The sequence below is a fragment of the Lihuaxuella thermophila genome (assembly GCF_900110165.1).
In the GTDB taxonomy this organism is placed as follows: Bacteria; Bacillota; Bacilli; order Thermoactinomycetales; family Thermoactinomycetaceae; genus Lihuaxuella; species Lihuaxuella thermophila.
This window is the reverse complement of the sequence record NZ_FOCQ01000002.1, coordinates 219,201-244,132: the sequence shown is the minus strand read 5'-3', so window position 1 is coordinate 244,132 and position 24,932 is coordinate 219,201. Positions and strand designations below refer to the sequence as shown.

The following is a 24,932-nucleotide window of genomic DNA, read 5'->3' as shown; positions in this document are numbered from 1 at the left end:
TACTCACTCCCCGCTCTACCGACAAACGACTTGCCCATTATACATCCAGGGTAGCCTGATTGGCGTACTCTTGGATAAAATCACGCCGCGGCTCCACCCGGTCTCCCATCAACATCTCAAATACCTGATCTGCCTCCATCGCGTCGTCGAGAGAAACCCGCAGCAAGGTGCGGCTTTCCGGGTCCATGGTGGTTTCCCAGAGCTGCGCCGCGTTCATTTCTCCCAAACCTTTATAACGCTGCACCTCGATCTTTCCTTTTCCTTCCATCTCCTTGATGATTTCATCCTTCATGCGGTCATTATAGGCATAGCGAATCGTTTTCCCCTGTACGATCTTATACAAAGGCGGCTGGGCGATGTAGACATACCCCTTTTCGATCAGCGGGCGCATATAGCGGTAAAAGAAGGTGAGGAGCAGGGTGCGAATATGCGCTCCGTCCACATCGGCATCGGTCATGATGATAATTTTGTGGTAACGGGCTTTCTCAATATTGAAATCATCTCCGATTCCCGTTCCGAGCGCCGTGATGATCGTACGCACTTCTTCGTTGGACAACGCCTTATCCAATCGTGCTTTTTCCACGTTGATAATTTTACCCCTCAAGGGAAGAATAGCTTGAAACATCCGGTCCCGCCCTTGTTTTGCGGTACCTCCGGCGGAATCCCCCTCGACCAGGTACAATTCGCTGTCAGCGGCATTGCGGGATGTGCAATCCGCCAGTTTCCCGGGAAGAGAGCTCACTTCCAGCGCATTTTTTCTCCGCGTCAGTTCGCGCGCTTTTCGGGCGGCTTCTCTCGCCCGTGCTGCCGTCACCGCTTTGCCGATGATTTTTTTGGCCACAGAGGGGTTTTCTTCAAGGAAATTTTGAAAGTGCTCCGCGAATAACTGCTCGGTGGCTGTCCGCGCTTCGCTGTTGCCCAGTTTGGTTTTGGTCTGTCCTTCAAACTGGGGGTCTGAAATCTTGACGCTGACGATCGCTGTCAGACCTTCGCGCACATCGTCTCCGGTCAAATTGCCATCGCTATCTTTGAGCAGATTGTTGCGGCGGGCATAATCATTGATCACCCTCGTCAATGCCGATTTAAAGCCCGATTCGTGCGTTCCGCCTTCATGGGTGTGAATATTGTTGGCGTAGGAATAGATGTTGGAAGTATACGCGTCATTGTACTGCATGGCGATTTCCACGTGAATCGTCTCTTTTTCCCCCTGGATATAGATGGGCGGGGAATGAAGCACTTCACGGTTTCGGTTTAAATGTTCGACAAAGGATTGGATTCCGCCTTCGTATTGATAAACCTGGGATTTTCCTTCACCGCGTTTATCTTCCAGGATGATTTTGACGCCCCGGTTTAAAAAGGCCAGCTCGCGCAGGCGGTTTTGCAGAATGTCATAATCAAATACCGTCGTTTCCGTAAAGATGTCCTTATCCGGTTTGAAGGTGATTTTAGTTCCGGTTTCATCGGTTTGCCCGATGACCTGCAAATCTGTCTCCGGGACGCCTTTCCGGTAGCTTTGACGATGGATTTTCCCCTCCCGTTTCACTTCCACTTCCAGCCATTCAGAGAGGGCATTGACCACGGACACCCCTACTCCGTGCAAACCGCCCGAAAATTTGTATCCGTCGCCGCCAAATTTTCCGCCGGCATGCAAAACCGTCATCACGACTTCGACGGCCGGGCGTCCCGTTTGCGGCTGGATCCCGACCGGAATCCCGCTTCCGTTGTCAATGACGGTAACGCTGTTGTCCTCGTTGACGATCACCTGGATCGTGTCGCAACGTCCGGCCAGCGCTTCGTCAATACTGTTGTCTACCACTTCCCACACCAGGTGGTGAAGTCCGCGGCTGGAGGTTGAGCCGATATACATCCCCGGTCTTTTGCGAACCGCCTCTAACCCTTCCAGCACCTGAATTTGTGTTTCATCGTAGTTCGTTTTTTGAACGGCCACTCTTCGTCACCTGCTCTCTTTCCTATATCACACAGATATCCTTTCTCTGTGTAAGTGTCAATGTCAGCAAAGTAAGCCAGGAGCTTCCGACTCCATCGGAACAGACTCGGAAAAAGATATCAGAGCGAGGGTATCAACTTTCACGTTCATCCCGGTTTGCCGACCCGCCATGAAAACGGATGAGACCCGTCGGCTACTTCCATTGTTTGAGGTGGAAGTCTGCTCTCTTCTTCAGCGTAACGGAGGAAATCGGTGATGCATATACCTTATCATCGGTAATCACATAGGATTTGATCTCCTCCGGCGAGATTTGTTCCATTTTGCCTTCCTTCATTGCCGCTTCAATCAAAGGGTCCGTGACAGTTTGGGTTCGCTGGGCTCCCGCATCCAAGATAGCGATCACTTCACGAATCCGAATCATCCGGTTCCCGCCTAGGTGGATAAACACCTGTTCCGCTCACCCCTGTTCTTGTATCGTCCCTTGCCTAACCTGGTAGATCCGGGCTCTTGTCAGTGTTTCTGCATCAATGCCGTCTAACCCGGTCGTGGTGACAAAGGTTTGCACACGACCGCGGATCGCCTCCAACAGGTGGGTTTTTCTCGAGTCATCCAGCTCGGACAACACATCATCCAACAATAAAATAGGATAATGACCAGTCTCCTGATAGATTAATTCGATTTCCGCCAATTTGAGGGACAAAGCAGCGGTACGCTGTTGCCCCTGTGAACCGAACGTATGCAAATCCAACCCGTTTGCCAGCAAGCGAAGGTCATCGCGGTGGGGACCGATGAGAGTGGTCCCGCGCATCAGTTCTTTTTCGCGCAAACGCTTTAGTTCTCCTCGCAGGGATTCGGCCAAGTCCCCGTCTTCCATCCGGGGGGAAATCGCCACTGACGGCAAGTATTCAACCGCAAGTTCTTCCTTATCCTGCGTAATGGCCCAATGGATCTTCTTCGCCCACTCAGATAAGGAATCGAGGAAGCGGTAGCGCTTTTTCCAAATGTGCACCGATAGTTGAATGAGTTGGTCATCTAACACTTCCAAGAGCTCGGACTGGTAAACTCTTTTCTGAGCCAGCTGCTTGAGCAAACTGTTGCGCTGTGAGAGGAGTTTTCCCAGTTGAGTCAGATTGTGGACATACGCCGGACTCACCTGGCCGATCTCCATGTCCAAAAAGCGGCGGCGGATTTGCGGGCTGCCCTTGACGATCGCCAAATCTTCCGGTGCGAATAACACGGCGGGAAGAGAGCCGATATAGCGGCTCAACTTCGGTTGCTCCACTCCGTTTCGGCTCACCTTCTTCCCTTTTTCCGACAACTGCACTTCCAGGCGCAGCAACTGCTCATCCTTCTTCACTTTCGCCTTGAGGGTGGCCCGGTGCTCCCCAAAGCGGATCAATTCTTTGTGAGAACGTGTCCGGTGTGATTTCCCCAAGGCGAGCACATAAAAGGATTCCAGAATGTTGGTTTTTCCCTGGGCATTGGGTCCGACAAACAGATGGAGCTCTTCCGGGCAGGCGAGCTCAAGCTGTGCAATGTTCCGGTACTGTTTTAACTCCAAGGACTCAACCCGCAAAGCTCAAGCCTCCCTTTTAACCTTCGACCACTTGGACTGCGGGATGCCCGGCAATCTCCACAATATCCTGCGGATAAATCTTTCTTCCTCGTCTCCGTTCCACTTCGTTGTTGACTTTGACTTCGAATTCGTGCAAAAAGTGCTTGGCTTGGCCGCCGCTGTCGATCACATCCAGCTTCTTGAGGAGTTGGCCAAGCGTGATATACGGTCCGTCTATCATCAATTGTCGCACAGATGGATTCCTCCTGTCGGACGGTTAGCGCGTGCGAATCGGAACGATCAGGTGGAGGGAGTCCTCACGGTCCACCGGCTTGATCAAAAACGGGGTCATCGTTCCGGTGAATTGAATGCATATTTCTTCGCTTTCGATGGATCGGAGCGCTTCCATCATGTACCGGGCATTGAACGAGATGGACAGCTCCGGTCCGCTCACCTTGGCCATCACTTCTTCCGTGACGCTTCCGATATCCTGAGCGGCTGAGTTGACCTCCACCTTGCCGTCTTTCATCGTCCATTTTATCACATTGTCGCGTCCGTCCCGACTGATGAGTGATGCCCGGTCAACGGATTGTAATAATTCGCGGGTGGAAGAAATCAATTGGGTCTCTCCTCCGGGGGGGATCACACGGTTGGTATCCGGATAGGAGCCATCCAATAGGCGGGAATAAAACTCCAATTCCTCCGTTTTCACCAATATCTGGTTATCGGCGACGATGATATCCACATATCCGGTGGCGTCGGTTAAGGTTTTGGCCAGTTCAGACCAGCTTTTACCCGGAATGATCACATTTTTGAGCGTAAGTTCTTCCGAACCTTCCACGGCGGCTTGTTGGCGCGACAGGCGGTGGCTGTCGGTGGCTACACAAGTAAGCATTCCCGACTCCAGTTGCATTAAGACTCCTGTGAGCACTCCGCGTGCTTCATTTACGGCGACGGCAAAGCCGGTTTGCCGGATCAACGATTTGAGCGTATCGGCCGAGATGGAGAACATTTGCTCCTGAAGGAGTTGCGGGAGGCGCGGATATTCATCCGGGTCGAGGCCATTCAGCTGGAATTCGGCTTGTTCGGAACGGATCGTCGTTTGAAAACGTTCATTCACAATCCATTCTACTTCGTCGCCGGGGAGTTTACGTACAATATCTCCAAATATTTTTCCCGGCAAAACAACTTGACCCGTTTTTTCCACAAAGACCTGGTCGGTTTCACCCTTTTTTTTGGGAACACGAACCTGAATGGTAATGTCGGAGTTGCTCCCGGTTAAAACCAGGCCCTGTTCGTCTGCAGCCACTTTGATCCCGGTCAGGATCGGAATGGTTGTTTTTTGCGAGACGGCTTTTGAAACGTGGGAGACAGCATCTACTAATGCTGATTTAATTACACGCAGTTTCATAGACATCCTCCTTGAGACAAAGTAAGGATTCATCCACAGGTTCTGGGGATAAAATGGAATAATGACGACTGCCCGCTCATATATTTATTATTTTTTAAGTAAAAAATAGCAGTCATAGTAGTAAGGCCTGTGGATAATGTGGAAAACCCGTCTGAATGAAGCAGGACAGCCTATACACGGTGTGGATAAGCTGTGCATAGGCTGGTCAAGGTTGTCCACAGGTTTCACAACGGGTTCAAGTGCCGCGTGAGATTCGCTTTTTTAATTCGTTGATCGCTTGTTGCAATTGGGGATCATCCTCGAGTATACGGCTGATTTTTTCATGGGCGTGGATCACGGTCGTGTGATCGCGTCCGCCGAAATCTTCCCCGATCTTCGGCAGTGAGTAATCGGTGAGTTCCCGGCATAAGTACATGGCGATCTGTCTGGGGAAAGCGACGGTTTTGGTTCGCTTTTTGCTTTTTAAGTCGTCTACCCGCAACCGGTAATAAGCGCTCACTTCCTGCTGGATTTCCTGAATGCTGATCACTCTCGGACGCGAATCGGGCATAATATCTTTCAGCGCTTCAGCGGCTAATTCAGGGGTAACAGGCTGATTCATCAAGGCTGAGTAAGCGACGACGCGAATCAATGCACCTTCCAATTCGCGGATGTTCGTATCCACGCGGTCGGCGATAAATGCCAACACTTCGCCGGGGACATCCAAGTTATCAGCGATCGCCTTTTTGCGCAAGATGGCAATCCGCGTCTCCAGATCAGGCGGTTGGACATCCGTGATGAGTCCCCATTCAAAACGGGAGCGCAGCCGGTCTTCGAGAGTGGGGATTTCCTTGGGCGGACGGTCGCTGGAGATGATGATCTGTTTATTATCTTCATGAAGTGCGTTAAACGTGTGGAAAAACTCTTCCTGTGTCTGTTCTTTTCCGGCGAGAAACTGAATATCATCGATTAACAGGATATCCACAGATCTGTACTTGTTTCTGAACTGGATCGTTTTGTTGTCACGGATGGAGTTGATAAACTCGTTGGTAAATTTCTCCGATGAGAGATAGACGACCCGGCTGGAGGGAGTATGGCCCAGCACATAATGACCGATCGCATGCATCAGATGGGTTTTTCCCAAACCGACTCCCCCGTAGATAAACAAGGGGTTATACGCTTTGGCCGGTGCTTCCGCCACCGCGAGCGAAGCCGCATGCGCAAACCGGTTGCCCGATCCGATGACGAATGTGTCAAACGTATAGCGCGGATTGAGTTGGGTTTTGGGAGGCTCCGCTTCCTCGCCGACGATCTCGGTTTCTTCGTCCGAGGGGCCGGTATCTTGTTCTTCATGGCTGATGAACTTGACACCGATCACGGACCCGGTGACTTCCCGCAGGGTTTGGCGGATGAGTTCGGCATATCGGGATTCCAGCCAGTCGCGGGCAAAGTCGTTGGGGGCTGAAATGACGAGTGTATCGTCCCGGAGATCAACCGCTTCTGTCGATTTCAGCCAGGTCTCAAAACTGGGCTTGCTTATTTTTTCTTGCATGACATCTAATGTTCGCGCCCATAAATCTTGGATATTGGACACAGAATTACCTCCTTCCGATCCAAATGTATTCTTTTTACTTATTCACAGGAAAAAGACAAGCCACATGCCTGATCGGGGTAGTTATCTACATTTTCCACAGCCTGTGGATGATTTTTTCCACAAGCTGTGGATAGATACTCACACAGTTATCCACAACTTGTGGATAAACTTGTCGGGGAATCCCACTTATCCACTGAGGAAACAAACATAGAATATCAAAAGATACCAGTATTTACAACGAAAAATGTATAGTTATCCACAATTCACAGCCTGTGGGGAATCACTTATTCACACCGGTGGATACTGTGGATAAACGGAGGATTCGGACAGGATAACATGTGGACAGGAAAATAGTTATCCACATGTGGATAAGGAAAAACTGTTGCGGTCCCTTTTCTTGACATCTTAAGTAAAATACCGCTATAATGATGGGGATTGTCGTCGATGGACGTTTGATATATTTCATATAGAAGGGAGGAACCCTGGTGTGCCTCACTGTCCCGTCAGCGGGAACAGCTGATCGGTAACCGCCTTTTTGACAGTGAGCGCCCTGTCGACCAGGTAGATCTCGATGAAACGCACATATCAACCAAGCAGACGCAAGCGCAAAAACGTACACGGCTTTCGCGCTCGGATGAGCACCAAAAACGGCCGCAAGGTTTTAGCCAGACGCAGAAGAAAAGGAAGAAAAGTACTATCCGCATAATCGAAGGCCACTCTTCCAAGTGTGGCCTTTTTTCCTATAAACCTGACGTTTATTCTCCCTCTTTTTTCACCATAATGTTGGTTGATAGGCTGTTTGATGGAAGGAGACCTTCTTTTGCAGCAAGAATATCGTCTGAAAAGGCGAAATGATTTCAGAAGGGTTTTTCGGGCGGGAGAATCTTTTGCCAACCGGCAATTTGTGGTGTACGTTTTCCGGCGCACGGAACCGGGGCCGTCCCGAATCGGCATTTCCGTGAGCAAAAAACTGGGAAAAGCCGTGGTTCGCAACCGGATCAAACGGCTCATCAAGGAAGTGACCCGGCACTGGATTCCTGTGATGAAGCCACGGACGGATATTGTAATCATTGCCCGGATGCCTGCCAAAGATTTGGACTACCACCAGATCAAGTCCAGTCTGCGGCACGTTTTTGCGAGAGCCAAATTGTTTGAACAAAATCCTCCCGCTGTTTGATCAAACCTCTCAAATGGGGGGAACGTTTTGAAAACGGTCGCTTTGGCTTTGATCCGTTTTTATCGACGCTTTATTTCGCCTTTAAAACCGCCGACTTGCCGTTTTGTCCCCACTTGTTCCGAATACGGGCTGATCGCGATCCAGAGGCATGGTTTTTGGCTGGGAGGATGGTATACTTTAAAAAGGATCTGCAAATGCCATCCTTTTCATCCCGGTGGATTTGATTACGTGCCTGAAAAGAGAAACGAATCGGGCTCTCAAAAATAGATAAGGCCAAAGATGCTTTTTTAAGGAGGAGTTTTCTTGTGCGACGGCAGCGCCAGATTGCTATCATTGTCTTACTTGTTTTCGCCGTAGCTCTCGTAGCGGGATGTTCGCCGGATCCGTCCCAGTACCAAAAATTGGACCCTGAGAACGCGGGGTTTTGGGACAAGTACCTGGTCATACCGCTCGCCGATCTTTTGGATTGGTTTAAGAATCTGCTCGGTAATTACGGCTGGTCGATCCTGGTCGTCACCTTCCTGGTCCGGCTCGCCGTTTTCCCGCTGACGTGGAAACAACAGCAGAGCACGAAAGCGATGCAGGAGTTACAGCCGCAGCTGATGAAAATCAGGGAAAAGTACAAAACCAACCAGCAAAAAATGCAGGAAGAGACGATGAAACTCTTCCAGAAACACAATGTGAACCCGATGGCCGGCTGCTTGCCGCTCCTGGTCCAATTCCCGATTTTGATCGCGTTCTACCAGGCCATTATCCGAAATGAACATATTGCCGAGTCCAGTTTTCTTTACATGCAGCTGGGGAAACCGGATCCCTACTTTATTCTGCCGCTGCTCGCGGCATTCACGACCTACCTGCAATTTATCGCAACGGGCGCAGGGGACAACCCGCAGATGAAAGTGATGATCTGGATCATGCCGATCATGATTTTCTTCCTGGCATACCAGTTCCCGGCGGCTCTTTCCCTTTACTGGGTGTACAGCAACATCTTCACCATTCTCCAGTATGTGCTCATTTTTAAGCCGAAAAAAGGAAATGTGACGCAGGAGGGTACCGCCCGTTGAAAAAAGTGGTTGTTCAGGCCAAAACAGTGGAAGACGCGGTCCGGCTGGCACTTGAGCAGCTGAATGCGCCGCGCGAAAAAGTTCAGATCCAGGTGTTGGAACAGCCGAGCAAAGGTTTTTTTGGCCTTTTTGGGAAGCGGGAGGCCAAGGTGGAAGTGGTGCGGATCCCGGACCCGGTCGAAGAGGCGGTCGCCTTCCTGACCCAGGTGGTTGAAAAAATGGGCATCGAGGCGGAGGTAGAGGTGGAGCCGCACGAAAATCCCTCCGGTTCTGTTGTTCTCAACCTGAAAGGGGATCAGCTGGGCATTTTGATCGGGAAGCGCGGACAAACCCTTGATTCCCTGCAATACTTAGTGAACATTGCCGCCAACCGGGATGCCGACAAACAGGTAAAGTTCATCCTGGACGCCGATGGTTACAGAAAGCGGAGAGAGGAAGCATTAACCGCTTTGGCCGACCGTTTCGCCAGACAAGTGCTCCGCACGAAAAAACAGGTGGTATTGGAACCGATGCCTTCAAACGAGCGAAAGATCATTCACCATGCCATACAAAAGGAAAAGCATCTGACGACCCACAGTGTTGGTGAGGAACCCAACCGATGTGTCGTCATCAGCTTCAAATCTTAATTGATTCTCCCCTGTCCGGGGAGTTTTTTTGTAAGGCCGCTTTTGATTGGTGGATGTTGGTATGCTAAGATTAATAATTAGGAACTTTATCGAGGTGAAATGATGGAAACAGATACAATTGCCGCGATTGCAACCCCGTTGGGGGAGGGCGGAATCGCCGTCATCCGCGTCAGCGGACCGGAAGCCATCCCGATCGCGGATCAGATATATAAAGGCAAAACATCCTTGGCGGACGTCCCGACCCATACCGTTCATTACGGATATATCGTCCACCCCGACACCGGCGAGCGCATCGATGAAGTGCTGGTAACGGTGATGAGGGCGCCGCGCACGTTTACCCGGGAAGACGTGGTGGAAATCAGTTGCCATGGCGGAATGGTGCCCGTTCACGCCGTCCTGGAAGCATTGCTGTCGGCCGGGGCCCGTCTCGCCGAGCCGGGGGAGTTTACCAAACGGGCATTTTTGAACGGACGGATTGATCTCTCCCAGGCCGAGGCCGTCATCGATCTGATCCGGGCGAAGACGGATCGAGCCGCCAAAGTGGCCTTGAAACAGCATGAAGGCCGCCTGTCCCGCCTGATCCGCCAACTTCGCAATGAAATCGTGGAAACGCTGGCCCATCTGGCTGTCAACGTCGATTACCCCGAATATGATGCCGAGGAGATGACAAGCCGCTTTTTGCGCGAACGCTGTCAGCAGATTGAAAAAGAGATCGACCGGCTGCTCTCCACTGCCCGCCAGGGGAAAATTTACCGCGAAGGAATCGCCACCGTGATCGTGGGTCGCCCCAATGTCGGGAAATCCTCGCTGATGAATGCCCTGACCCAGGAAAATAAAGCCATCGTCACCGAGATCCCGGGTACGACACGCGATGTGATCGAAGAATATGTCAATGTCCGCGGGATTCCCCTGCGCCTCCTGGACACGGCGGGAATTCGCGAAACGGAGGATATCGTTGAACGGATCGGTGTGGAGAGAACCCACAAAGCGCTGGAACAGGCCGACTTGGTGCTCCTGGTGCTAAACTACGCCGAACCTTTGCACGAGGAAGACCGGAAGCTCATCTCGATCCTGAAGCAGTATACGGCGATCGTCATTGTGAACAAAATCGATTTGCCCGGCCAACTCAACCTGGAGGAAGTCCGTTCCCTTGTCGGGGATACGCCCTTGATCACCACCTCCCTGAAACAAGAAAAGGGAATCGAGGAGTTGGAAGAAGCGATCGCCAGCCTATTCCTGCTGGGCAAAGTGGAGACAGCGGAAGGAACCTATGTCAGCAATGCCAGACATATTCATTTGCTGAAGAAAGCCAAACAGAACGTCCGTGATTGTATCGACGGGATTGATGCCGGTGTGCCGCTGGATATGGTGGAAATTGATTTGAAAAACGCCTGGCAAAACCTGGGGGAAATCATCGGGGAAGCGGTTGCCGAAGACTTGATCGACCAGATCTTTTCGCAGTTTTGCTTAGGTAAGTAAAAAGGGGTGAACAGAATGGGTTACATCGCAGGGGAATATGACGTGATCGTCGTGGGAGCCGGGCATGCGGGTTGCGAAGCCGCACTGGCCGCCGCCCGCATGGGGTGTTCCACTCTGCTTTTAACGATCAATTTGGACATGATTGCCTATATGCCCTGTAATCCCTCGATCGGAGGGCCGGCGAAAGGGCATGTCGTTCGGGAAATTGACGCCCTTGGCGGAGAGATGGGCAAAAACATCGATAAAACGCACATTCAAATGCGGATGCTCAATACCGGCAAAGGTCCGGCTGTCTATGCGCTCCGGGCACAGGCGGATAAAGTGTTGTACCAGCGGGAAATGAAAAAAGTGCTTGAAAATCAGCCCAATCTGGTTTTACACCAGGGAATGGTGGAGAAACTGATCGTAGAAAACGGCACATGCAAAGGTGTGGTGACGCGCACCGGGGCCCATTACCGGTCCAAAACGGTCGTGCTGACCACCGGCACTTACCTGCGGGGAAAAGTGATTATCGGCGACCTCTCGTATGAGAGCGGCCCCAATAACCAGCTGCCGGCCGTCAACCTGGCTCACCATTTGCATGAACTGGGATTTGAGATGGTTCGCTTTAAAACGGGAACCCCGCCGCGGGTCAACAGAAAATCGATTGATACCAGCCGGATGGAGATTCAGCCCGGGGACGAAGAACCCCGAGCGTTTTCGTACGAGACGACGGAATTTATCACCGATCAATTGCCTTGCTGGCTCACTTACACCAATGAGAAAACCCATCAATACATCCGTGACAACCTGCACCGGGCCCCGATGTATTCCGGCGTGATTGAAGGGAGAGGGCCGCGTTATTGTCCGTCGATTGAGGATAAGATCGTCCGCTTTGCCGACAAGGGCCGCCATCAGATCTTTATAGAGCCGGAAGGCCGGGAAACGGAAGAAATGTATGTTCAGGGGTTATCCACAAGCCTTCCCGAAGATGTGCAGCTGCAAATTCTGCGCACCATCGAAGGATTGGAAAAGGCGGAGATGATGCGTACCGGTTACGCGATCGAGTACGATGCGATCGTTCCCACACAACTGTGGCCCAGCCTGGAAACCAAGCTTGTGGAAAACCTGTTTACAGCCGGTCAAATTAACGGAACTTCCGGATACGAGGAAGCGGCGGGGCAAGGCATTATGGCAGGAATTAACGCCGCCCGCAAAGTCCAGGGCAAGGACCCGGTGATTTTGGACCGTTCACAGGCTTATATCGGGGTCTTGATTGACGACCTGGTGACCAAGGGAACCAATGAGCCGTACCGCCTCCTGACTTCACGTGCCGAGTACAGGCTCCTTTTGAGGCATGACAATGCCGATTTGCGCTTGACAGAGATCGGCTATGAAATCGGACTCATTTCAGAAGAGCGCTACCGCCGTTTTATCGCCAAGAAGGAAGCGATTGAGAAAGAAATTGCCCGCTTGCGTGCCACCAAGGTAAAACCGACGCCTGAAGTACAGGCCATCTTGAAGGAAATGGGCACCACCGAGATCCATAATGCAGTGGAACTGGCTGATTTGATCAAGCGCCCGGAATTGAGTTACAAGGAGATTGCCCGCATGTCACCGCCACCGGAGCCGCTTGCCCCGGAAGTGGAAGAACAAGTGGAAATCCAGCTCAAATATGAGGGCTATATCAAGAAATCGTTGCAACAAGTGGAAAAGATGCGCAAGATGGAGGAAAAGCGGATTCCGGATTGGGTGGATTACAATAAAATCGCGGGAATCTCTTCCGAAGCCCGTGAAAAGCTGAACCAGGTGCGGCCGGTCTCGCTGGGGCAAGCGTCCCGGATTTCCGGTGTCAGTCCGGCCGATATCTCCATTTTGATGGTGTATATCGAGCAGGGTGGCAAAGTCTACTCAAAGACATAGAACGATTCAAGGTCTGATCATAGGGAGATCAGGCCTTTTTTAAGCAGGATGATCCGTCCAACCGCGATGGACGAGTTTTTCGAGTTTGAGTTTCAGCTTGAATTGCACCGTATAAGGGGGGCTGACAGCAATCCGGCTCGCGACCTGATGAACCGTGAATAGGAATCGAATCATGCCGTATGCTCCGCTGTGCAGATTACCTTTACCAACTATGTTACGAAGGGAGGGCAGGGGGTATTCTCCCACCTGAAGCATCGGGAGGAATGCTCCTGATTTTGTGAATCAAGGTGAATGGCTGAACCAACAAGCGGCAAGCCGGGGAATTGAATTGTCGGGTGAACAGCTGGATCAATTTCAACGGTATTATGAGCTGCTCATCCAAAAAAACAAAGTGATGAATCTGACTGCCATTACGGACCAGCATGAAGTTTATGTGAAACATTTTTTCGATTCCCTGACCATCGCCCCGTCTCTTTCACTCAATCAAGTGGAACGCATCATCGATGTGGGGACCGGAGCCGGTTTTCCCGGTATTCCCCTTAAAATCGCTTTTCCTCACCTGAAGCTCGTCTTGCTGGATTCATTGAAGAAGCGGGTCGGTTTTCTGCAAGAGGTCGCAACTGCCCTCGGGCTCAAGCAAGTGGAATGTATCCATGGCCGGGCTGAGGAATTGGCCCATCAAGCGAAATACCGGCAAACTTTTGATCTGGCCACAGCGCGTGCGGTAGCCAGACTTAATATTCTCGCGGAGTATTGCCTGCCTTTTGTCAAAGTGGGCGGCCATTTTGTCGCGATGAAAGGTGCTGCGGTTCAGGAAGAAGTGCAAGAAGCCAAACAGGCGTTACACATCCTGGGTAAAGCGTCTCTCTCCACGGTCTCATTGGAGCTGCCGGAGGGGATGGGAACCCGCCACCTGTTGATCCTAAAAAAACGGGACAACAGTCCCAAAGCATATCCCCGCCGCGCCGGGATTCCCGCCAAACAACCGATCGTGTGAGATTAAAGCGAAAGGAACAGGTTCTTTCAGGGATTGAGTCGAAATATTTGATTGGTTGATAGAAAAACACGAAAAGTTAGGGGAAGGCTTATGATCTCTTTTCGTTCTTTAAGCGAATGCACCTGGAGAGAAGCTGTTGAGACATTCAATCGGGGATTTGAAGGATATGTGGCCGACCTCCGCTTTGATGAGCAAAAGTTGATCCAGCATATGGCGAGAGGAGATCTATCCCCCGGACTTTCGCTGATCGCCTGTTACGCAGGAAAGCCTGCAGGAATCGTGTTGAACGGCATCCGCCGGATTGGGGGCAAACTGGCGGCCTGGAATGGCGGGACCGGTGTCGCCAAAGAATTCCGTGGTCTGGGAATCGGCAAAGCGTTGATCGAAAAAAGCCTGGAGATCTATCGCCAGCATCAGGTGGAGATCGCTTCCCTGGAGGCTATGGAAGTGAATCAACCGGCAATTACGCTTTACGGGAAAATGGGTTATGTCATTACGGACAGGCTCCATTTTTATTCGCTTTCCCAAACCGTCCCTGACGGCTATGTGGCAGAGAAATTTGCTTACCCCGTACAAAGGGAAAGCGGCCGTGAAATCATCCGGTTGCCCTTCCGGAGGGAATGGACCCCCTGGCAGACGCAATTGGCCAGCTTGCCCGAAGCCGAATCCGTCATCATCCGGAATGAACAGTTGGAACCCGTGGGATATGCATTGTTTCAAGAGAAGATGGATCAGAGCGGACAGAGGACGGAAACGATTCTCTACCAATGCGAAACCGTACGGGGCGTCCCGGAGAGAAAGCGAATCATTCAGTGCTTGTTGTCCCATGTTTTCCGTTTTCCCGAATCTGTCCATCGCCAACCGGAACCCTACGCCTGTTCCACGTTCAATCTTTTGACTGACCCGGATGTTCTGGAGGTTCTTCAGGATTGGGGATTTGAAAAGAAAACAGGACAGGTGTGGATGGAACGGACTCTATAAGGCAGATAAAGGCCGGATTTGGTTTTCCCCGTCCGGCCTTTGAAATATTCAAGAAGTTGGAGCAAGGAGTGGATTCCGATCCCGTTGGAATCATTTCTGCAGTTCAGTTTCTGTCTGTTTGTCCGTACTATGGTCAGATCCCTCTCGGTTGAATGGACCAGAGTCCTGACCAGAATCTGCTTTTTCCCCTGCATTCCCATCTCCGGATGACCATAGTACAGACTATTGTCACCTGCGAAAAGCGAGCCTTCCATTTCCGTTTGTGTTTCGCGTACAAAAAAGCCGAGATTCCAGACGGAATCCCGGATCTTCATACTCTATCCCAAATTGTTGATCAAATTGTGCAGGCCCCGGAGCGCAATTTTCCTTTTTTCGATTTTATCCATTTCCTGACGCTTGCGGTTGTTTTCGGAGAAGGGAATCATAAATTCTTCCCACGAGTTGTAGCCGCCGTAAGCATCTTCAAATTCGATGTTATCCCTCTTCAGGGCATCGTTGGAGGGATGTTCGGGCTCAGGTTCCGGTTCTTTTTGAAAAGGTTCCTTCTGAAACGGCTGTATTTTAGGTGTGCCATTGACAAACGGGAGTCCGTTGAAGTTGGACTCTTCATAAGGTTCAGCGGCTTCCGCGTTGTCCTGCGCCGCGGATGGCGGTTGTTCCCACTCGAGAAACGGAGGTTTTTGCATGGCATGCTTCGTTTTTTTGTTGATATACGCATCTGCCTTGTGGGTAAAACGGCCTTTTTTGTGCGAACGGACTCGTCTCCGGGAGGAGAAGGGTTCGAAAGAATATACTTCTGTCTGTTTTCTCGATATTTGCTGCTTCTCTTCGTGAAGGGATGGCGGTGTCTCCGCAGGAATCGTCTGCTTATGGTTATTTTCATCCGTCGCGCCGGAAGGTTTTGCAGGTGTGTATGAGGGTTCCGGTGCAGAGAAGCGGTATTTGCCAAGGAGCCGTTTTCGCAATTTCATCTCCCGCTCGCGGTAAACAGGTTGTTCCATGGAAGCGGGAGAGGCGGGCGCTTCCTCATCCGGGGAACGCTCTTCGGCGTGAATGAGATAGGTTGCCTGGGGTTGGTTTTCGTTTTCTTCTTCGCCCGGATCATCGTCAATCTTGATGCTTTCCAAAAGATAAACGGACTCCTCAAACTCTGACTCAGATGGATGCCTGTGCAATGCAAATGCTGATTTCCGGCGGATCAATTTTTCTCTTAAGGAATTTTCACGCTCACGCAAGAGGGTGAAAGAGTCCGTCTCCCGATCCGTTTGTTTGATTTCAATGACTTCCGGTTCAATGGTGACTTCATCATTCGAAGTGTCTTCAATGACTCTCAGTTCGGAGGGGTCGTCTACCGTATGCACCTCTGGGAGCTCTTGAACTTGAAGGGTGTAGGTGGTGGTTTGACTGGTAGCAGTATGTAACGTGTGCCTGTGCAGCCAGATTTGCATCTGCTCATCCCCGATGAGCGTAGGTTCCGCCACCTGTGAGGAGGGATGACCGATGGACGATGGCTCACAGGGGGATTGACATACCATCGTGGTCATCATCTCAGGTTTAAGGTCGATGAGCAATGCGGTTTTTCCTTGTTCTTTTAAAGCCGCCACAGCTTCTTGGGCCGTTTCACCCGCGCCGATTATGATCACATCATACTGGGATTCCGTCTGTGACATGAGCGTTCCCTCCTTTTTTACCCTAAGTTTCATGTCATCCTTCATTCCGATCTTCTTCTAATCTATTATCCCTCTTTTTGGTTGTAATTTCTAGCTAATTTTTCATAAATCAACAATGTTCGACAGAACGATTCGACTTATTTTCCCAAATCGGGAAAAGTACCCCGTTCAAAAAAATTCCCCAAGGATTTCCCCTGGGGTTGTTTTTTTACTTTTTCGTTGTTTTCATTTCTTTTTTTGCAACAATCGGTTCATTGGCCGTTTCAGGCACCGTAAACTCCTGTTGGATTGTTGCTGCGGCTTCCAGGAAATCTTTCGAGGGAAGGACTTTGGATTTGGATTGTGCGAATTTGCAGAGGCCAAATCCATTTGCGAACTGAGCTTCAATTCCGTAATCTTCGGCGAAGATCAATTTATCTCCAAAGCGCTCTCTATAAAACGGTTTAAACGGAATGGAAGCACCACCGGTCAGGATAATATAGGTGATGTCATCCCCGTATTCCAGGCGGTTCCACACTTCGTTTACCAAGGCTTCGCCTACTTCCTTGATGCACTCCTGCACAATATTGCTGACATCGTGAACTTTTCCTTTGAAACTGATTTCTCCGGAAGCAACAATCCGCGGCAAACTCCAAATGGGGTATTCTTTGCCGTTTTGGTCCGGATCGACACTGGCTGTGAACTCCAGCAGGCGTTTGGACAGTCGCTGGTAAACATTCAGCATGGCATGGCGGGAAGTGAAGCTTTGCCGTTTGATGATCGTCTCCCCGTGCAGGGTTTCGATGTCGGAAGTACCGAAGCCAAGATCGTTAATACTTACTTTTTGGATAAATAAATCCTCATTCAGCAGATTTCCGTCCCGGTCCAGGGCGATATGGAACAGAGTCGCCATCGGCTGGCTGATCACATATAAGTTATCCTTTTTGATTTCAAATTCGATCCGGCGCCAGGGAAGATTTCCTTGTTTGACTTCAAAGCTGTGTTTGCCGATCAAGCGGCGTTTCAACTCATCTTTGTAGTCGATGTAGCTGTCCGTCGGCAATGCCACTGCCACGATCGGTTCATTGGTTCCGTGGAGCATAAGCCCGGTGCTGACGCGGAACATGATGAGATATTCCTGTTCACGGAACCAGGTGGGGCTGAACAGGCGGCGTTTGTGGGAGTCAAAGAGCTCGTCATCCCCCGATTGTTCGATTGCCAATTTGCCGCAAAACCATTCCCGATCCCCTTCATGTTCCCGGTACATGATGTTGTGAGGGTCATTGTTGTAAGTAATTTCACCTACACGGTTGGGAACAACCATGTTACGGATAAACATTTTGTAAAATTTTCCGTTGGCACGACTGACAACTTTGGTACCGTAATAACCTTGGTCGTTGCCTATGTAAACAGGTGCGCTCATAGATTTTCCTCCTAGCCGATGATAGGATTTTCCTCCCTCATTAAACGATTCTATCAACAGGTAAGGACAAGGGTCAACCGGTGTTTGTGACTTGAGAGAGAGGAATGGTCCTGTTTTTTAACAATGAAAAAATTCCATCATCGGATGGGAGAAGGGATGTACATCCCGGAAGGATCGTTTATGGAAAGGTTGAAGCCGCAGATGATGAATGGTTTTAAAGATCGGCGCTGCAGGCAAAAACGTGGATGCTCGTCTTATCAAGGGTTTAGATGTCTCGGAATGCTAGAAAGCCGGAACCCGAACCATCCATGTTTCAATTTGATGTTTGGATATTTTTGTTAGTTGATGGGCTTAAAGTCGGGACAACTCTGAAGGAATATTTGAGCGTTAGCGGCCTCCATCAGCAGAACGAGCGGAGAAATCTTTTTTGCTGACGGGTAAGTCTGCCACGTGTGGGAACGGAGTTGTAAAAAGGGTGTTGGAGCGGGGTCAACAGAGTGCGGCAGTCATTTTGAATTTTGTTCAGTAGTCATTGATCGTTTTTTTTGTGAAAATGTGGGTCTAAGAGTGTTTCTGTGATTGTGCTTCCGGGGCGGTCGGCCGTGTGGGTCTCCGTGCTCTTTAGGCCGGCGAAGATGCAAAAACAGGCCGCTCCGGCCCCACTCACTACGGGCGCGGATCAAACTCGCTGCCGCTCAACCAGGTGATCCGCTTCCTCCCTTCGCTCAGGGCCTTCGCTGGGTACGGCTCCAAAGGCCCTTCGTCCAATCACGGCCTCCTTGCACGATTTTGCCTTTCATCTCAGGGTTGTCCAGGCAGGACACGAGAGTTTTTCTGTGAAAGATCGACACGAATGAGCGGAGGAATTTGGTTTCCGGAGGGAGCGACTCTGCCACTGCATTGGAGCGAAGACGGAAATCAATTTCCGAAGCGGGCTTTCATCACGGGGGTTGCGTCAAGCTGCCATGGACTGTATTCTTTGCATACTCCATAAGCCGAGCCAGCGAAGAAATCTTTTTGGCGGCGAGTGACTCTGCCACTGCATCGGAACGGAGTCGCCAAAAAGATTTCGGAGCGGAGTCCAAACCCATCTACTATTCATTCCCTGGGTTTCACACCCCCACCATATTCATTTCAAGTGATGATCACGAACAGGGCTAAACCAAGAGATTCTGTTTTCCGGGTGGAGCACCCACCCACTGCATCGGAGCTCGCCTTCGTTTGTTGCCCCTGTCTGCTCCGCTGTCCGGTGTAGATCAAAGTGACTCCACCGCAATCACCATCGTCTCGACCCTGGCCGCGAGAAAAGGGCGTTTCCCGAAGATGGATGGCGATGTTTCACGTGGAACGTTTTCTCGATCCATTTGTCTATACATCAATCTCTTCCCCTGAACTCTTTTTGAAAAGAAGTTCGTGTTGTTGATCGAAAAAAGGCGATCCCCTCCATCGGAAATAACGATTCCCCGAGAAGGTGCTGGAAGTCAGACAGCGAAATGTAATATTATGAGAGTTCGTGACCCCGAGTTGATAGCAAGGTGGTGTCTGCAGATGAAAGAACCGTTCACCAGATTGTTTGGTCTGGCTGAAAAGGAACATGAACAAGTCAGGCAAATTCCTGTCGAAGAGATTGTGCCCAGCCCCTATCAACCACGCACGATTTTTAATGAAGACCGGATCGATGAGTTGTGCCAAACCATCCGTTTACACGGTGTCATACAACCGATCGTGGTCAGACGCAAAGACCGCGGATATGAGCTGATTGCCGGAGAGCGCCGATTACGGGCGGTCAAAAAACTGCACATGACCACCATCCCGGCAGTTGTTCGCGAAATGACGGACAGCCAGGCCGCCTCAGCAGCTCTGATCGAAAACTTGCAACGGGAAGGCCTGACGGCGATCGAAGAAGCACACGCGTATCAAAAATTGATCGAACTGCACGATTTAACACAGGAGAGTTTAGCGCAAAGACTAGGCAAAGGGCAATCGACGGTGGCTAATAAATTGCGCCTTCTGCAATTACCCCAGGCTGTTCAAGACGAACTGCTCAAGCGGACGGTCACGGAAAGACATGCCCGCGCTTTGTTGGCACTCAAAGACGAAGAGTTACAACTTCAGGTTCTGCACGAGATTTTGCATAAAGATTTAAACGTAAAACAAACAGAAGAGCGGATTCGCAAATTGCTGGAGAAGCAAGAGCCGAAAAAGAAGGCCAAACGGAAATCGTATTCACGTGACTTGCGGATCGCCGTCAACACCATCCGCCAATCGATCGATATGGTGAAGCAAACGGGAATGGCTGTGGAGACGGATGAGCAGGAACATGAAGACTACTATGAGTTGGTGATCCGAATCCCGAAATAATCAAAAAGGGCTCTAATTAAATTTTTCTTTCGTTCTCCCTTTTCTATCATTTAAAATAAAAATTAGACATGCGGAAGAGAGGCGAACGCCTCCTTTCTTTATTGCTACATAGCCGTTCGACCGACTTGTCAATTCGATCTCATTCTCATGGAAGATGATAGAGAAGGATGGACATTCTGTCGCAGAATGAAAGAGATATGGGTGAAGAGAGGTGAAACCATGGGCAAAATTGTGGCCATTGCCAATCAAAAAGGTGGAGTCGGAAAAACGACCACATCGATTAATTTAGCAGCCAGTATTGCCACGATGGGGAAAAAAGTTCTGCTGATCGATATTGATCCCCAAGGGAACAGCACCAGCGGATTAGGGATCAACAAAGCGGATGTCAAACATTGTATTTATGATGTGCTGATGAATGATATAGCTGCAGAAGAAGTGATCCTGCCCACTTCTGTGGAAAACTTGTGCTTACTTCCCGCGACAATTGAATTGGCAGGGGCAGAAATTGAATTGTCCCAGGCCATTTCCAGGGAACGACGGCTGAAAAAAGCATTGCAGCTGATTAAAAATGAATTTGACTATATTTTCATCGATTGCCCACCGTCACTGGGGATCATTACCCTCAATGCGTTGACGGCGGCTGAATCTGTCTTAATCCCCATTCAATGTGAATTTTATGCCCTGGAGGGATTGGGGCAGCTCCTCAATACGATTCGAATCGTGCAAAAACACCTCAATAAAGGTTTGGAAATTGAAGGCGTTTTACTAACCATGTTTGACGGGCGGACCAATTTGTCCGTTCAAGTGATGGAAGAAGTCAAAAAATACTTCCAGAAAAAAGTGTATCAAACGGTGATTCCTCGCAATGTCCGCCTCAGTGAAGCGCCCAGCCACGGACAGCCGATTTTGGTATATGACGCGCGTTCCCGCGGCGCCGAATGTTATAACGAACTGGCCAGAGAAGTGGTGATGCAAAATGAGTAGCAAACGATTGGGAAGGGGATTAGATGCTCTCTTTACTCCGGTGGATGTGACCGAAGAGGATCCCGTCAACGAGGTGAATATAAGCGAGCTGCGTCCCAACCCCTATCAACCGCGCAAGCAGTTTGATGATGAGTCGCTGGCGGAGCTGACAGAGTCGATTCGTCAACACGGGGTCGTCCAGCCGCTGGTGGTAAGAAAAAGCATTCGCGGTTTTGAAATCGTTGCTGGTGAACGCCGTTTTCGCGCGGCAAAACTGGCGGGGCTAACCACCGTGCCTGTTGTGGTGCGGGAATTAGACGATGATCAGATGATGGAGATTGCCCTCATCGAAAACTTGCAGAGGGAAGATCTGAACCCGATGGAAATTGCGCATGCGTATCAAAAATTGATGAATCATCTGTCCATCACTCAAGAAGCCCTTGCGGAACGCGTAGGGAAAAGCCGGCCTCATGTGACCAACTTCCTCCGGTTGTTGCAGCTCCCGGGGGAGATCCAGGAAGATGTTTCACGTGGAACATTGTCGATGGGTCATGCCCGTGCCTTATTAGGAGTTAAAGATTTGGAACTGCAAAAGAGATTGGCAGCCAAAGTAAAAAAAGAAAAAGCCAGCGTTCGTCAACTGGAAGAATGGATTCAAAAAATCAACCAGGCCGGCCAGAAAAAAGAGAAGCCAGCTTCGAAATCGTCGGTCGACCCCACGATCAAACGGTATGAAGATTTATTACAGCAGGTATTTAGTACACCGGTCAAAATCAAGCATGGCCGTAAAAAAGGGAAAATCGAAATCGAATATTACTCGGAACGTGAACTGGAACGTCTTGTGGAATTAATCAATCAGGAACGCGTCATCGAGTGAGCATCGGTTCTTCAAGCAGGCTGTTCCCAGAAGTGGATCTGAATACCCTTTTCATCCGATTTGGATCGGCCGCTTTTACAGAAAACCGGCTGGGCAGATCGCACACTATTGAATGAAAATCTGCTTCGATGCAGTTGGCTGATTTGGTCAACCGGAGAAGCTGAATCTCCTTCAATCGTTGTTTGTCACCATCACTGAAATGGGCATGGTGGATCGTAAAAGCCGGTAAAAAATGAGGAGCAGGGACATATGACCCCCGCTCCGAAATCATTTTTGCGACTCCTTTCGGATGCTTGGCAGAGTACATTCGACACAAGGATGAATTCTCCGACGCTGGTTTTGCTTATGAAGAATAAAGAATGCAGTTCATGACGGCTTGATCGACTCCCAAAGAATGCCCGCTCCGGGAATTGTTTTCCGCCTCCGTTCCGATATGTTGCAGAGTCGCTCCATCGGAAAACAAATTCCTCTGCTCGATCGTGTCTATTTTGCAAAGAACACAATCTGACTAGTTGATGCATCCTAAAGATCAAACGCAAAAACGTGCAGGGAGGCCGTGATTGGACGAAGTGTCTTTGAGGCCGTCCTCAGCGGAGGCCGTGAACGGAGGGAGGAAGCGGATCACCTGTTTGAGCGGCAGCGAGTTTGATCCGCGCCCGGAGTGAGGGGCCGGAGCGACCAGTTTTTGCTTCCTCGCCGTCCTCAAGAGCACGGAGACCTACACGGCCGACCGACCCGGAAGCATCATCACAGAAACACGCTTACAACACAGCAAACTTTCAAAGAAAACATGCATGTCTTGTTCGACACAACCCAGGGATGAAACTGGGCCCGTTTTGACATTGCTCCGAAATCATTTTTGCGACTCCTTTCGAATGCTTGGCAGAGTACATTCGACACAAGGATGAATTCTCCGACGCTGGTTTTGCTTATGAAGAATAGAATGCCCGCTCCGAGAATTTGTTTTCCGCCTCCGTTCCGATATGTGGCAGAGTCACTCCATCAAAAACAAATTCCTCTGCTCGATCGTATCTATCACAGAAGCACGATTACAGGACACATTAAATGGCGGTCGGTAAGGGGGGATAACCATTGATCTATTTGGATAACGCAGCATCCACATGGCCAAAACCCGAAGGTGTGGCAGACGCGGTCAAAAAAGCGATTGTAGAATATGGAGCCAACCCCGGACGGGGCGGACACCGCCTTGCCGTTCAGGCAGAGCAAGCCATCTCCGGCACAAGGCATAAACTGGCTCAATTGCTAGGAGTTCGGGATCCTGGCAATCTTTTATTTTGTCTCAACACCACTCATGCGCTGAATCTGGCGTTAAAAGGATTACTCCGTGAAGGAGATCATCTCATCCTGACAGGCTGGGAGCATAACGCCGTGGCCAGACCGGTGGAATGGCTGAAGCGACACCGATCGGTTCAGGTAACCATCATTTGCCCTGACGAACAAGCCGGATGGGCGAAACAAGTGGAAGAGCAAATCCGGGCGAACACCCGGTTGATTGTCACCATCCATGGTTCAAATGTCATCGGTGAAATTCTGCCGATTGCTGACATTGGTGAAGTGGCGAGAAAACATGGAATCTTTTATTTGGTTGATGCGGCGCAAACAGCGGGCTTGCTTCCGATCCGCCTCGACGATCTGCCGGTCGATCTGCTCGCTTTTCCCGGACATAAAGGCCTCTACGGGCCGCAGGGAACCGGAGGGTTATACGCATCCCCCGATGTGCCGCTCGTTCCGATCATACAGGGCGGAACCGGAAACCGTTCTGAAGAGTTGGAGCATCCCGGGGAGCGGCCGGTCGGGTTTGAAAGCGGAACTCCAAACACGCCGGGAATTGCCGGGTTGGGAGCCGGTGTGGAATTTGTCTTGCAAACGGGAATCGAAAAGATTTACCATCATGAGATGGAACTGATTCGGCAACTGTGGGAGGGCTTGACCCGCATTGAAGGTGTCCGTCTCGTTCATCCCAAACCTCCGGTACTGCCCATTCTCTCATTCAATATCGACGGAGTGGACGGGAATGAAGCGGCCACCATCCTGGACCAGCACTATCATATAGCTGTGAGAGCCGGTTTTCATTGTGCCGCACTTGCTCACCGCAGCCTGAAAACGGCTGATCGGGGAGCCGTACGGGTCAGTCCGGGATATTTCAATACATCGGAAGAAATCGATCAATTCATTCAAGCGGTCCGTGAAATTGCTGAGGCATTTCGGGGCTTTTCTCATGCATGGTAAAAAGCGAAAAACCGGTTTGACGACCATCGTCAGACCGGTTTTTCATTCGGATTCCGGCAGCATCTACCTGCTTCCGGCGTGAAAAGCCGCAGAAGAAGCGATGTTTAAGCAAGCAGACAAAATGGAAGAGGAAATCACTTTTGCCATTTTCATTACGATGCCTAATCTTGTATTTTGTAAAACGAAGTATTCCATAAAGCCGGCTACATTCACGATCCCGGTGATATGGATATCGCCGATGGCCGGAAGTGTTTTATTCACCCCGGCTCCGGGGCGGATCGGACCCAGCCCCACTTGAATCCAGCCGACGCTTTTTAACTGTCCCAAACAGGCATCAACAGCGACGATTACCGCTCCGGGATGCTCTTTTTGTATGTGTGCAATCGTGGAGGATAAGTTGATGGCATGTACAGGCTCGTCCAATGTTCCGTATACCTTGACAAACGGAGGAGCCTCTCCGGATAAAAGCGACCCGACCAACGGTCCGAGAGAGTCACCGGTGGAACGGTCCGTCCCGATACAGACGCAGATAATTTCAGGACATGGCATCAGCTCTTGGAGTGCATAGGAAAGGTGCTCGGCAAAATTTTCCCGGGCATGAGGATGTGTATATTCAATCCGGTAAGGAAACATGGTTTCACAAGATCTCTTTACCGAACGGGGTTCACTCATAGCGGGTACCTCCGGAAAATTTAT

General features: G+C 50.4%; 22 protein-coding genes. 13 read left to right on the top strand and 9 right to left on the bottom strand.

From position 1 onward, the window contains the following. Window positions 1-37 precede the first annotated feature (37 nt). From gyrB to dnaA, 6 genes are all read right to left on the bottom strand, one after another. Window positions 38-1,948 carry a DNA topoisomerase (ATP-hydrolyzing) subunit B gene (gene gyrB, locus BMW55_RS03075; RefSeq protein ID WP_089965246.1) on the bottom strand — a complete coding sequence of 637 codons (1,911 nt, stop codon included), beginning with the start codon at window positions 1,946-1,948 and terminating at the stop codon, window positions 38-40. A gap of 193 nt (window positions 1,949-2,141) precedes the next feature. Next, window positions 2,142-2,396 carry an extracellular matrix regulator RemB gene (gene remB, locus BMW55_RS03070; RefSeq protein WP_089965244.1) on the bottom strand — a complete coding sequence of 85 codons (255 nt, stop codon included), beginning with the start codon at window positions 2,394-2,396 and terminating at the stop codon, window positions 2,142-2,144. 9 nt (window positions 2,397-2,405) lie between these two features. Continuing rightward, the gene (gene recF, locus BMW55_RS03065; protein WP_089965241.1) at window positions 2,406-3,524 is read right to left on the bottom strand and encodes a DNA replication/repair protein RecF; all 1,119 of its coding nucleotides are present in this window, start codon (window positions 3,522-3,524) and stop codon (window positions 2,406-2,408) included. Between the two features lie 16 nt (window positions 3,525-3,540). Further along, a complete protein-coding gene (gene yaaA, locus BMW55_RS03060; protein WP_089965239.1) occupies window positions 3,541-3,756 on the bottom strand; it encodes a S4 domain-containing protein YaaA in 216 nt (71 codons plus the stop codon). A 24-nt stretch (window positions 3,757-3,780) separates the two neighbouring features. Further along, window positions 3,781-4,914 carry a DNA polymerase III subunit beta gene (gene dnaN, locus BMW55_RS03055; protein WP_089965236.1) on the bottom strand — a complete coding sequence of 378 codons (1,134 nt, stop codon included), beginning with the start codon at window positions 4,912-4,914 and terminating at the stop codon, window positions 3,781-3,783. Between the two features lie 235 nt (window positions 4,915-5,149). After that, on the bottom strand, window positions 5,150-6,487 hold the full coding sequence (dnaA, locus tag BMW55_RS03050) for a chromosomal replication initiator protein DnaA (RefSeq protein WP_089965234.1): 1,338 nt from the start codon (window positions 6,485-6,487) through the stop codon (window positions 5,150-5,152). 571 nt (window positions 6,488-7,058) lie between these two features. On the opposite strand from dnaA, the gene rpmH reads away from it, so the two are divergent. From rpmH to BMW55_RS03000, 9 genes are all read left to right on the top strand, one after another. Further along, window positions 7,059-7,193, top strand: a complete 135-nt coding sequence (gene rpmH / locus BMW55_RS03045; protein WP_089965233.1) for a 50S ribosomal protein L34 — start codon at window positions 7,059-7,061, stop codon at window positions 7,191-7,193. Between the two features lie 114 nt (window positions 7,194-7,307). Continuing rightward, complete coding sequence (gene rnpA / locus BMW55_RS03040) at window positions 7,308-7,664, top strand: ribonuclease P protein component (protein WP_089965231.1); 357 nt, start codon at window positions 7,308-7,310, stop codon at window positions 7,662-7,664. A 27-nt stretch (window positions 7,665-7,691) separates the two neighbouring features. Continuing rightward, window positions 7,692-7,931 carry a membrane protein insertion efficiency factor YidD gene (yidD, locus tag BMW55_RS03035; RefSeq protein ID WP_089965228.1) on the top strand — a complete coding sequence of 80 codons (240 nt, stop codon included), beginning with the start codon at window positions 7,692-7,694 and terminating at the stop codon, window positions 7,929-7,931. Window positions 7,932-7,969: 38 nt separating this feature from the next. Beyond that, window positions 7,970-8,728 carry a membrane protein insertase YidC gene (gene yidC / locus BMW55_RS03030; protein ID WP_244527418.1) on the top strand — a complete coding sequence of 253 codons (759 nt, stop codon included), beginning with the start codon at window positions 7,970-7,972 and terminating at the stop codon, window positions 8,726-8,728. 5 nt (window positions 8,729-8,733) lie between these two features. Beyond that, window positions 8,734-9,354 carry an RNA-binding cell elongation regulator Jag/EloR gene (gene jag, locus BMW55_RS03025; RefSeq protein WP_342027731.1) on the top strand — a complete coding sequence of 207 codons (621 nt, stop codon included), beginning with the start codon at window positions 8,734-8,736 and terminating at the stop codon, window positions 9,352-9,354. Between the two features lie 102 nt (window positions 9,355-9,456). Then, complete coding sequence (mnmE, locus tag BMW55_RS03020; protein WP_089965223.1) at window positions 9,457-10,833, top strand: tRNA uridine-5-carboxymethylaminomethyl(34) synthesis GTPase MnmE; 1,377 nt, start codon at window positions 9,457-9,459, stop codon at window positions 10,831-10,833. 15 nt (window positions 10,834-10,848) lie between these two features. After that, the gene (gene mnmG / locus BMW55_RS03015; protein ID WP_089965220.1) at window positions 10,849-12,735 is read left to right on the top strand and encodes a tRNA uridine-5-carboxymethylaminomethyl(34) synthesis enzyme MnmG; all 1,887 of its coding nucleotides are present in this window, start codon (window positions 10,849-10,851) and stop codon (window positions 12,733-12,735) included. A gap of 277 nt (window positions 12,736-13,012) precedes the next feature. After that, window positions 13,013-13,732, top strand: a complete 720-nt coding sequence (gene rsmG, locus BMW55_RS03005; protein WP_089965216.1) for a 16S rRNA (guanine(527)-N(7))-methyltransferase RsmG — start codon at window positions 13,013-13,015, stop codon at window positions 13,730-13,732. 90 nt (window positions 13,733-13,822) lie between these two features. Then, window positions 13,823-14,713, top strand: coding sequence for a GNAT family N-acetyltransferase (locus tag BMW55_RS03000; protein WP_089965214.1), 891 nt, complete (start codon window positions 13,823-13,825; stop codon window positions 14,711-14,713). Between the two features lie 317 nt (window positions 14,714-15,030). Here BMW55_RS03000 and BMW55_RS02990 read toward each other — a convergent pair whose 3' ends face one another. Both BMW55_RS02990 and BMW55_RS02985 read right to left on the bottom strand, forming a co-directional pair. Beyond that, window positions 15,031-16,383 (bottom strand): hypothetical protein, encoded by a 1,353-nt coding sequence (locus BMW55_RS02990; RefSeq protein WP_089965210.1) that lies wholly within the window; start codon window positions 16,381-16,383, stop codon window positions 15,031-15,033. A gap of 208 nt (window positions 16,384-16,591) precedes the next feature. Next, a complete protein-coding gene (locus tag BMW55_RS02985) occupies window positions 16,592-17,785 on the bottom strand; it encodes a ParM/StbA family protein (protein ID WP_089965208.1) in 1,194 nt (397 codons plus the stop codon). Between the two features lie 1,548 nt (window positions 17,786-19,333). On the opposite strand from BMW55_RS02985, the gene noc reads away from it, so the two are divergent. The 4 genes from noc (at window position 19,334) to BMW55_RS02960 (ending at window position 24,236) form a co-directional block, all read left to right on the top strand. Further along, window positions 19,334-20,146, top strand: a complete 813-nt coding sequence (gene noc, locus BMW55_RS02980) for a nucleoid occlusion protein (protein ID WP_425283809.1) — start codon at window positions 19,334-19,336, stop codon at window positions 20,144-20,146. A 219-nt stretch (window positions 20,147-20,365) separates the two neighbouring features. Beyond that, window positions 20,366-21,130 carry a ParA family protein gene (locus BMW55_RS02975; protein ID WP_089965206.1) on the top strand — a complete coding sequence of 255 codons (765 nt, stop codon included), beginning with the start codon at window positions 20,366-20,368 and terminating at the stop codon, window positions 21,128-21,130. Then, the gene (locus BMW55_RS02970; RefSeq protein ID WP_089965203.1) at window positions 21,123-21,986 is read left to right on the top strand and encodes a ParB/RepB/Spo0J family partition protein; all 864 of its coding nucleotides are present in this window, start codon (window positions 21,123-21,125) and stop codon (window positions 21,984-21,986) included. Before BMW55_RS02975 ends, BMW55_RS02970 begins: the two co-directional genes overlap by 8 nt. 1,092 nt (window positions 21,987-23,078) lie before the next feature. Further along, window positions 23,079-24,236 carry an aminotransferase class V-fold PLP-dependent enzyme gene (locus tag BMW55_RS02960; protein ID WP_089965199.1) on the top strand — a complete coding sequence of 386 codons (1,158 nt, stop codon included), beginning with the start codon at window positions 23,079-23,081 and terminating at the stop codon, window positions 24,234-24,236. Between the two features lie 63 nt (window positions 24,237-24,299). Here the strand turns inward: BMW55_RS02960 and yyaC are convergent, their stop codons facing one another. Then, window positions 24,300-24,908 carry a spore protease YyaC gene (gene yyaC / locus BMW55_RS02955; RefSeq protein ID WP_244527417.1) on the bottom strand — a complete coding sequence of 203 codons (609 nt, stop codon included), beginning with the start codon at window positions 24,906-24,908 and terminating at the stop codon, window positions 24,300-24,302. Window positions 24,909-24,932: the final 24 nt, after the last annotated feature.

Coding starts and splice junctions, on each gene's coding strand:
- dnaN (WP_089965236.1), bottom strand. CDS start 4,914: ATGAAACTGCGTGTAATTAAATCAGCATTAGTAGATGCTGTCTCCCAC.
- rpmH (WP_089965233.1), top strand. CDS start 7,059: ATGAAACGCACATATCAACCAAGCAGACGCAAGCGCAAAAACGTACAC.
- mnmE (WP_089965223.1), top strand. CDS start 9,457: ATGGAAACAGATACAATTGCCGCGATTGCAACCCCGTTGGGGGAGGGC.
- mnmG (WP_089965220.1), top strand. CDS start 10,849: ATGGGTTACATCGCAGGGGAATATGACGTGATCGTCGTGGGAGCCGGG.
- BMW55_RS03000 (WP_089965214.1), top strand. CDS start 13,823: ATGATCTCTTTTCGTTCTTTAAGCGAATGCACCTGGAGAGAAGCTGTT.
- BMW55_RS02990 (WP_089965210.1), bottom strand. CDS start 16,383: ATGTCACAGACGGAATCCCAGTATGATGTGATCATAATCGGCGCGGGT.
- BMW55_RS02985 (WP_089965208.1), bottom strand. CDS start 17,785: ATGAGCGCACCTGTTTACATAGGCAACGACCAAGGTTATTACGGTACC.
- noc (WP_425283809.1), top strand. CDS start 19,334: ATGAAAGAACCGTTCACCAGATTGTTTGGTCTGGCTGAAAAGGAACAT.
- BMW55_RS02975 (WP_089965206.1), top strand. CDS start 20,366: ATGGGCAAAATTGTGGCCATTGCCAATCAAAAAGGTGGAGTCGGAAAA.
- BMW55_RS02970 (WP_089965203.1), top strand. CDS start 21,123: ATGAGTAGCAAACGATTGGGAAGGGGATTAGATGCTCTCTTTACTCCG.
- yyaC (WP_244527417.1), bottom strand. CDS start 24,908: ATGAGTGAACCCCGTTCGGTAAAGAGATCTTGTGAAACCATGTTTCCT.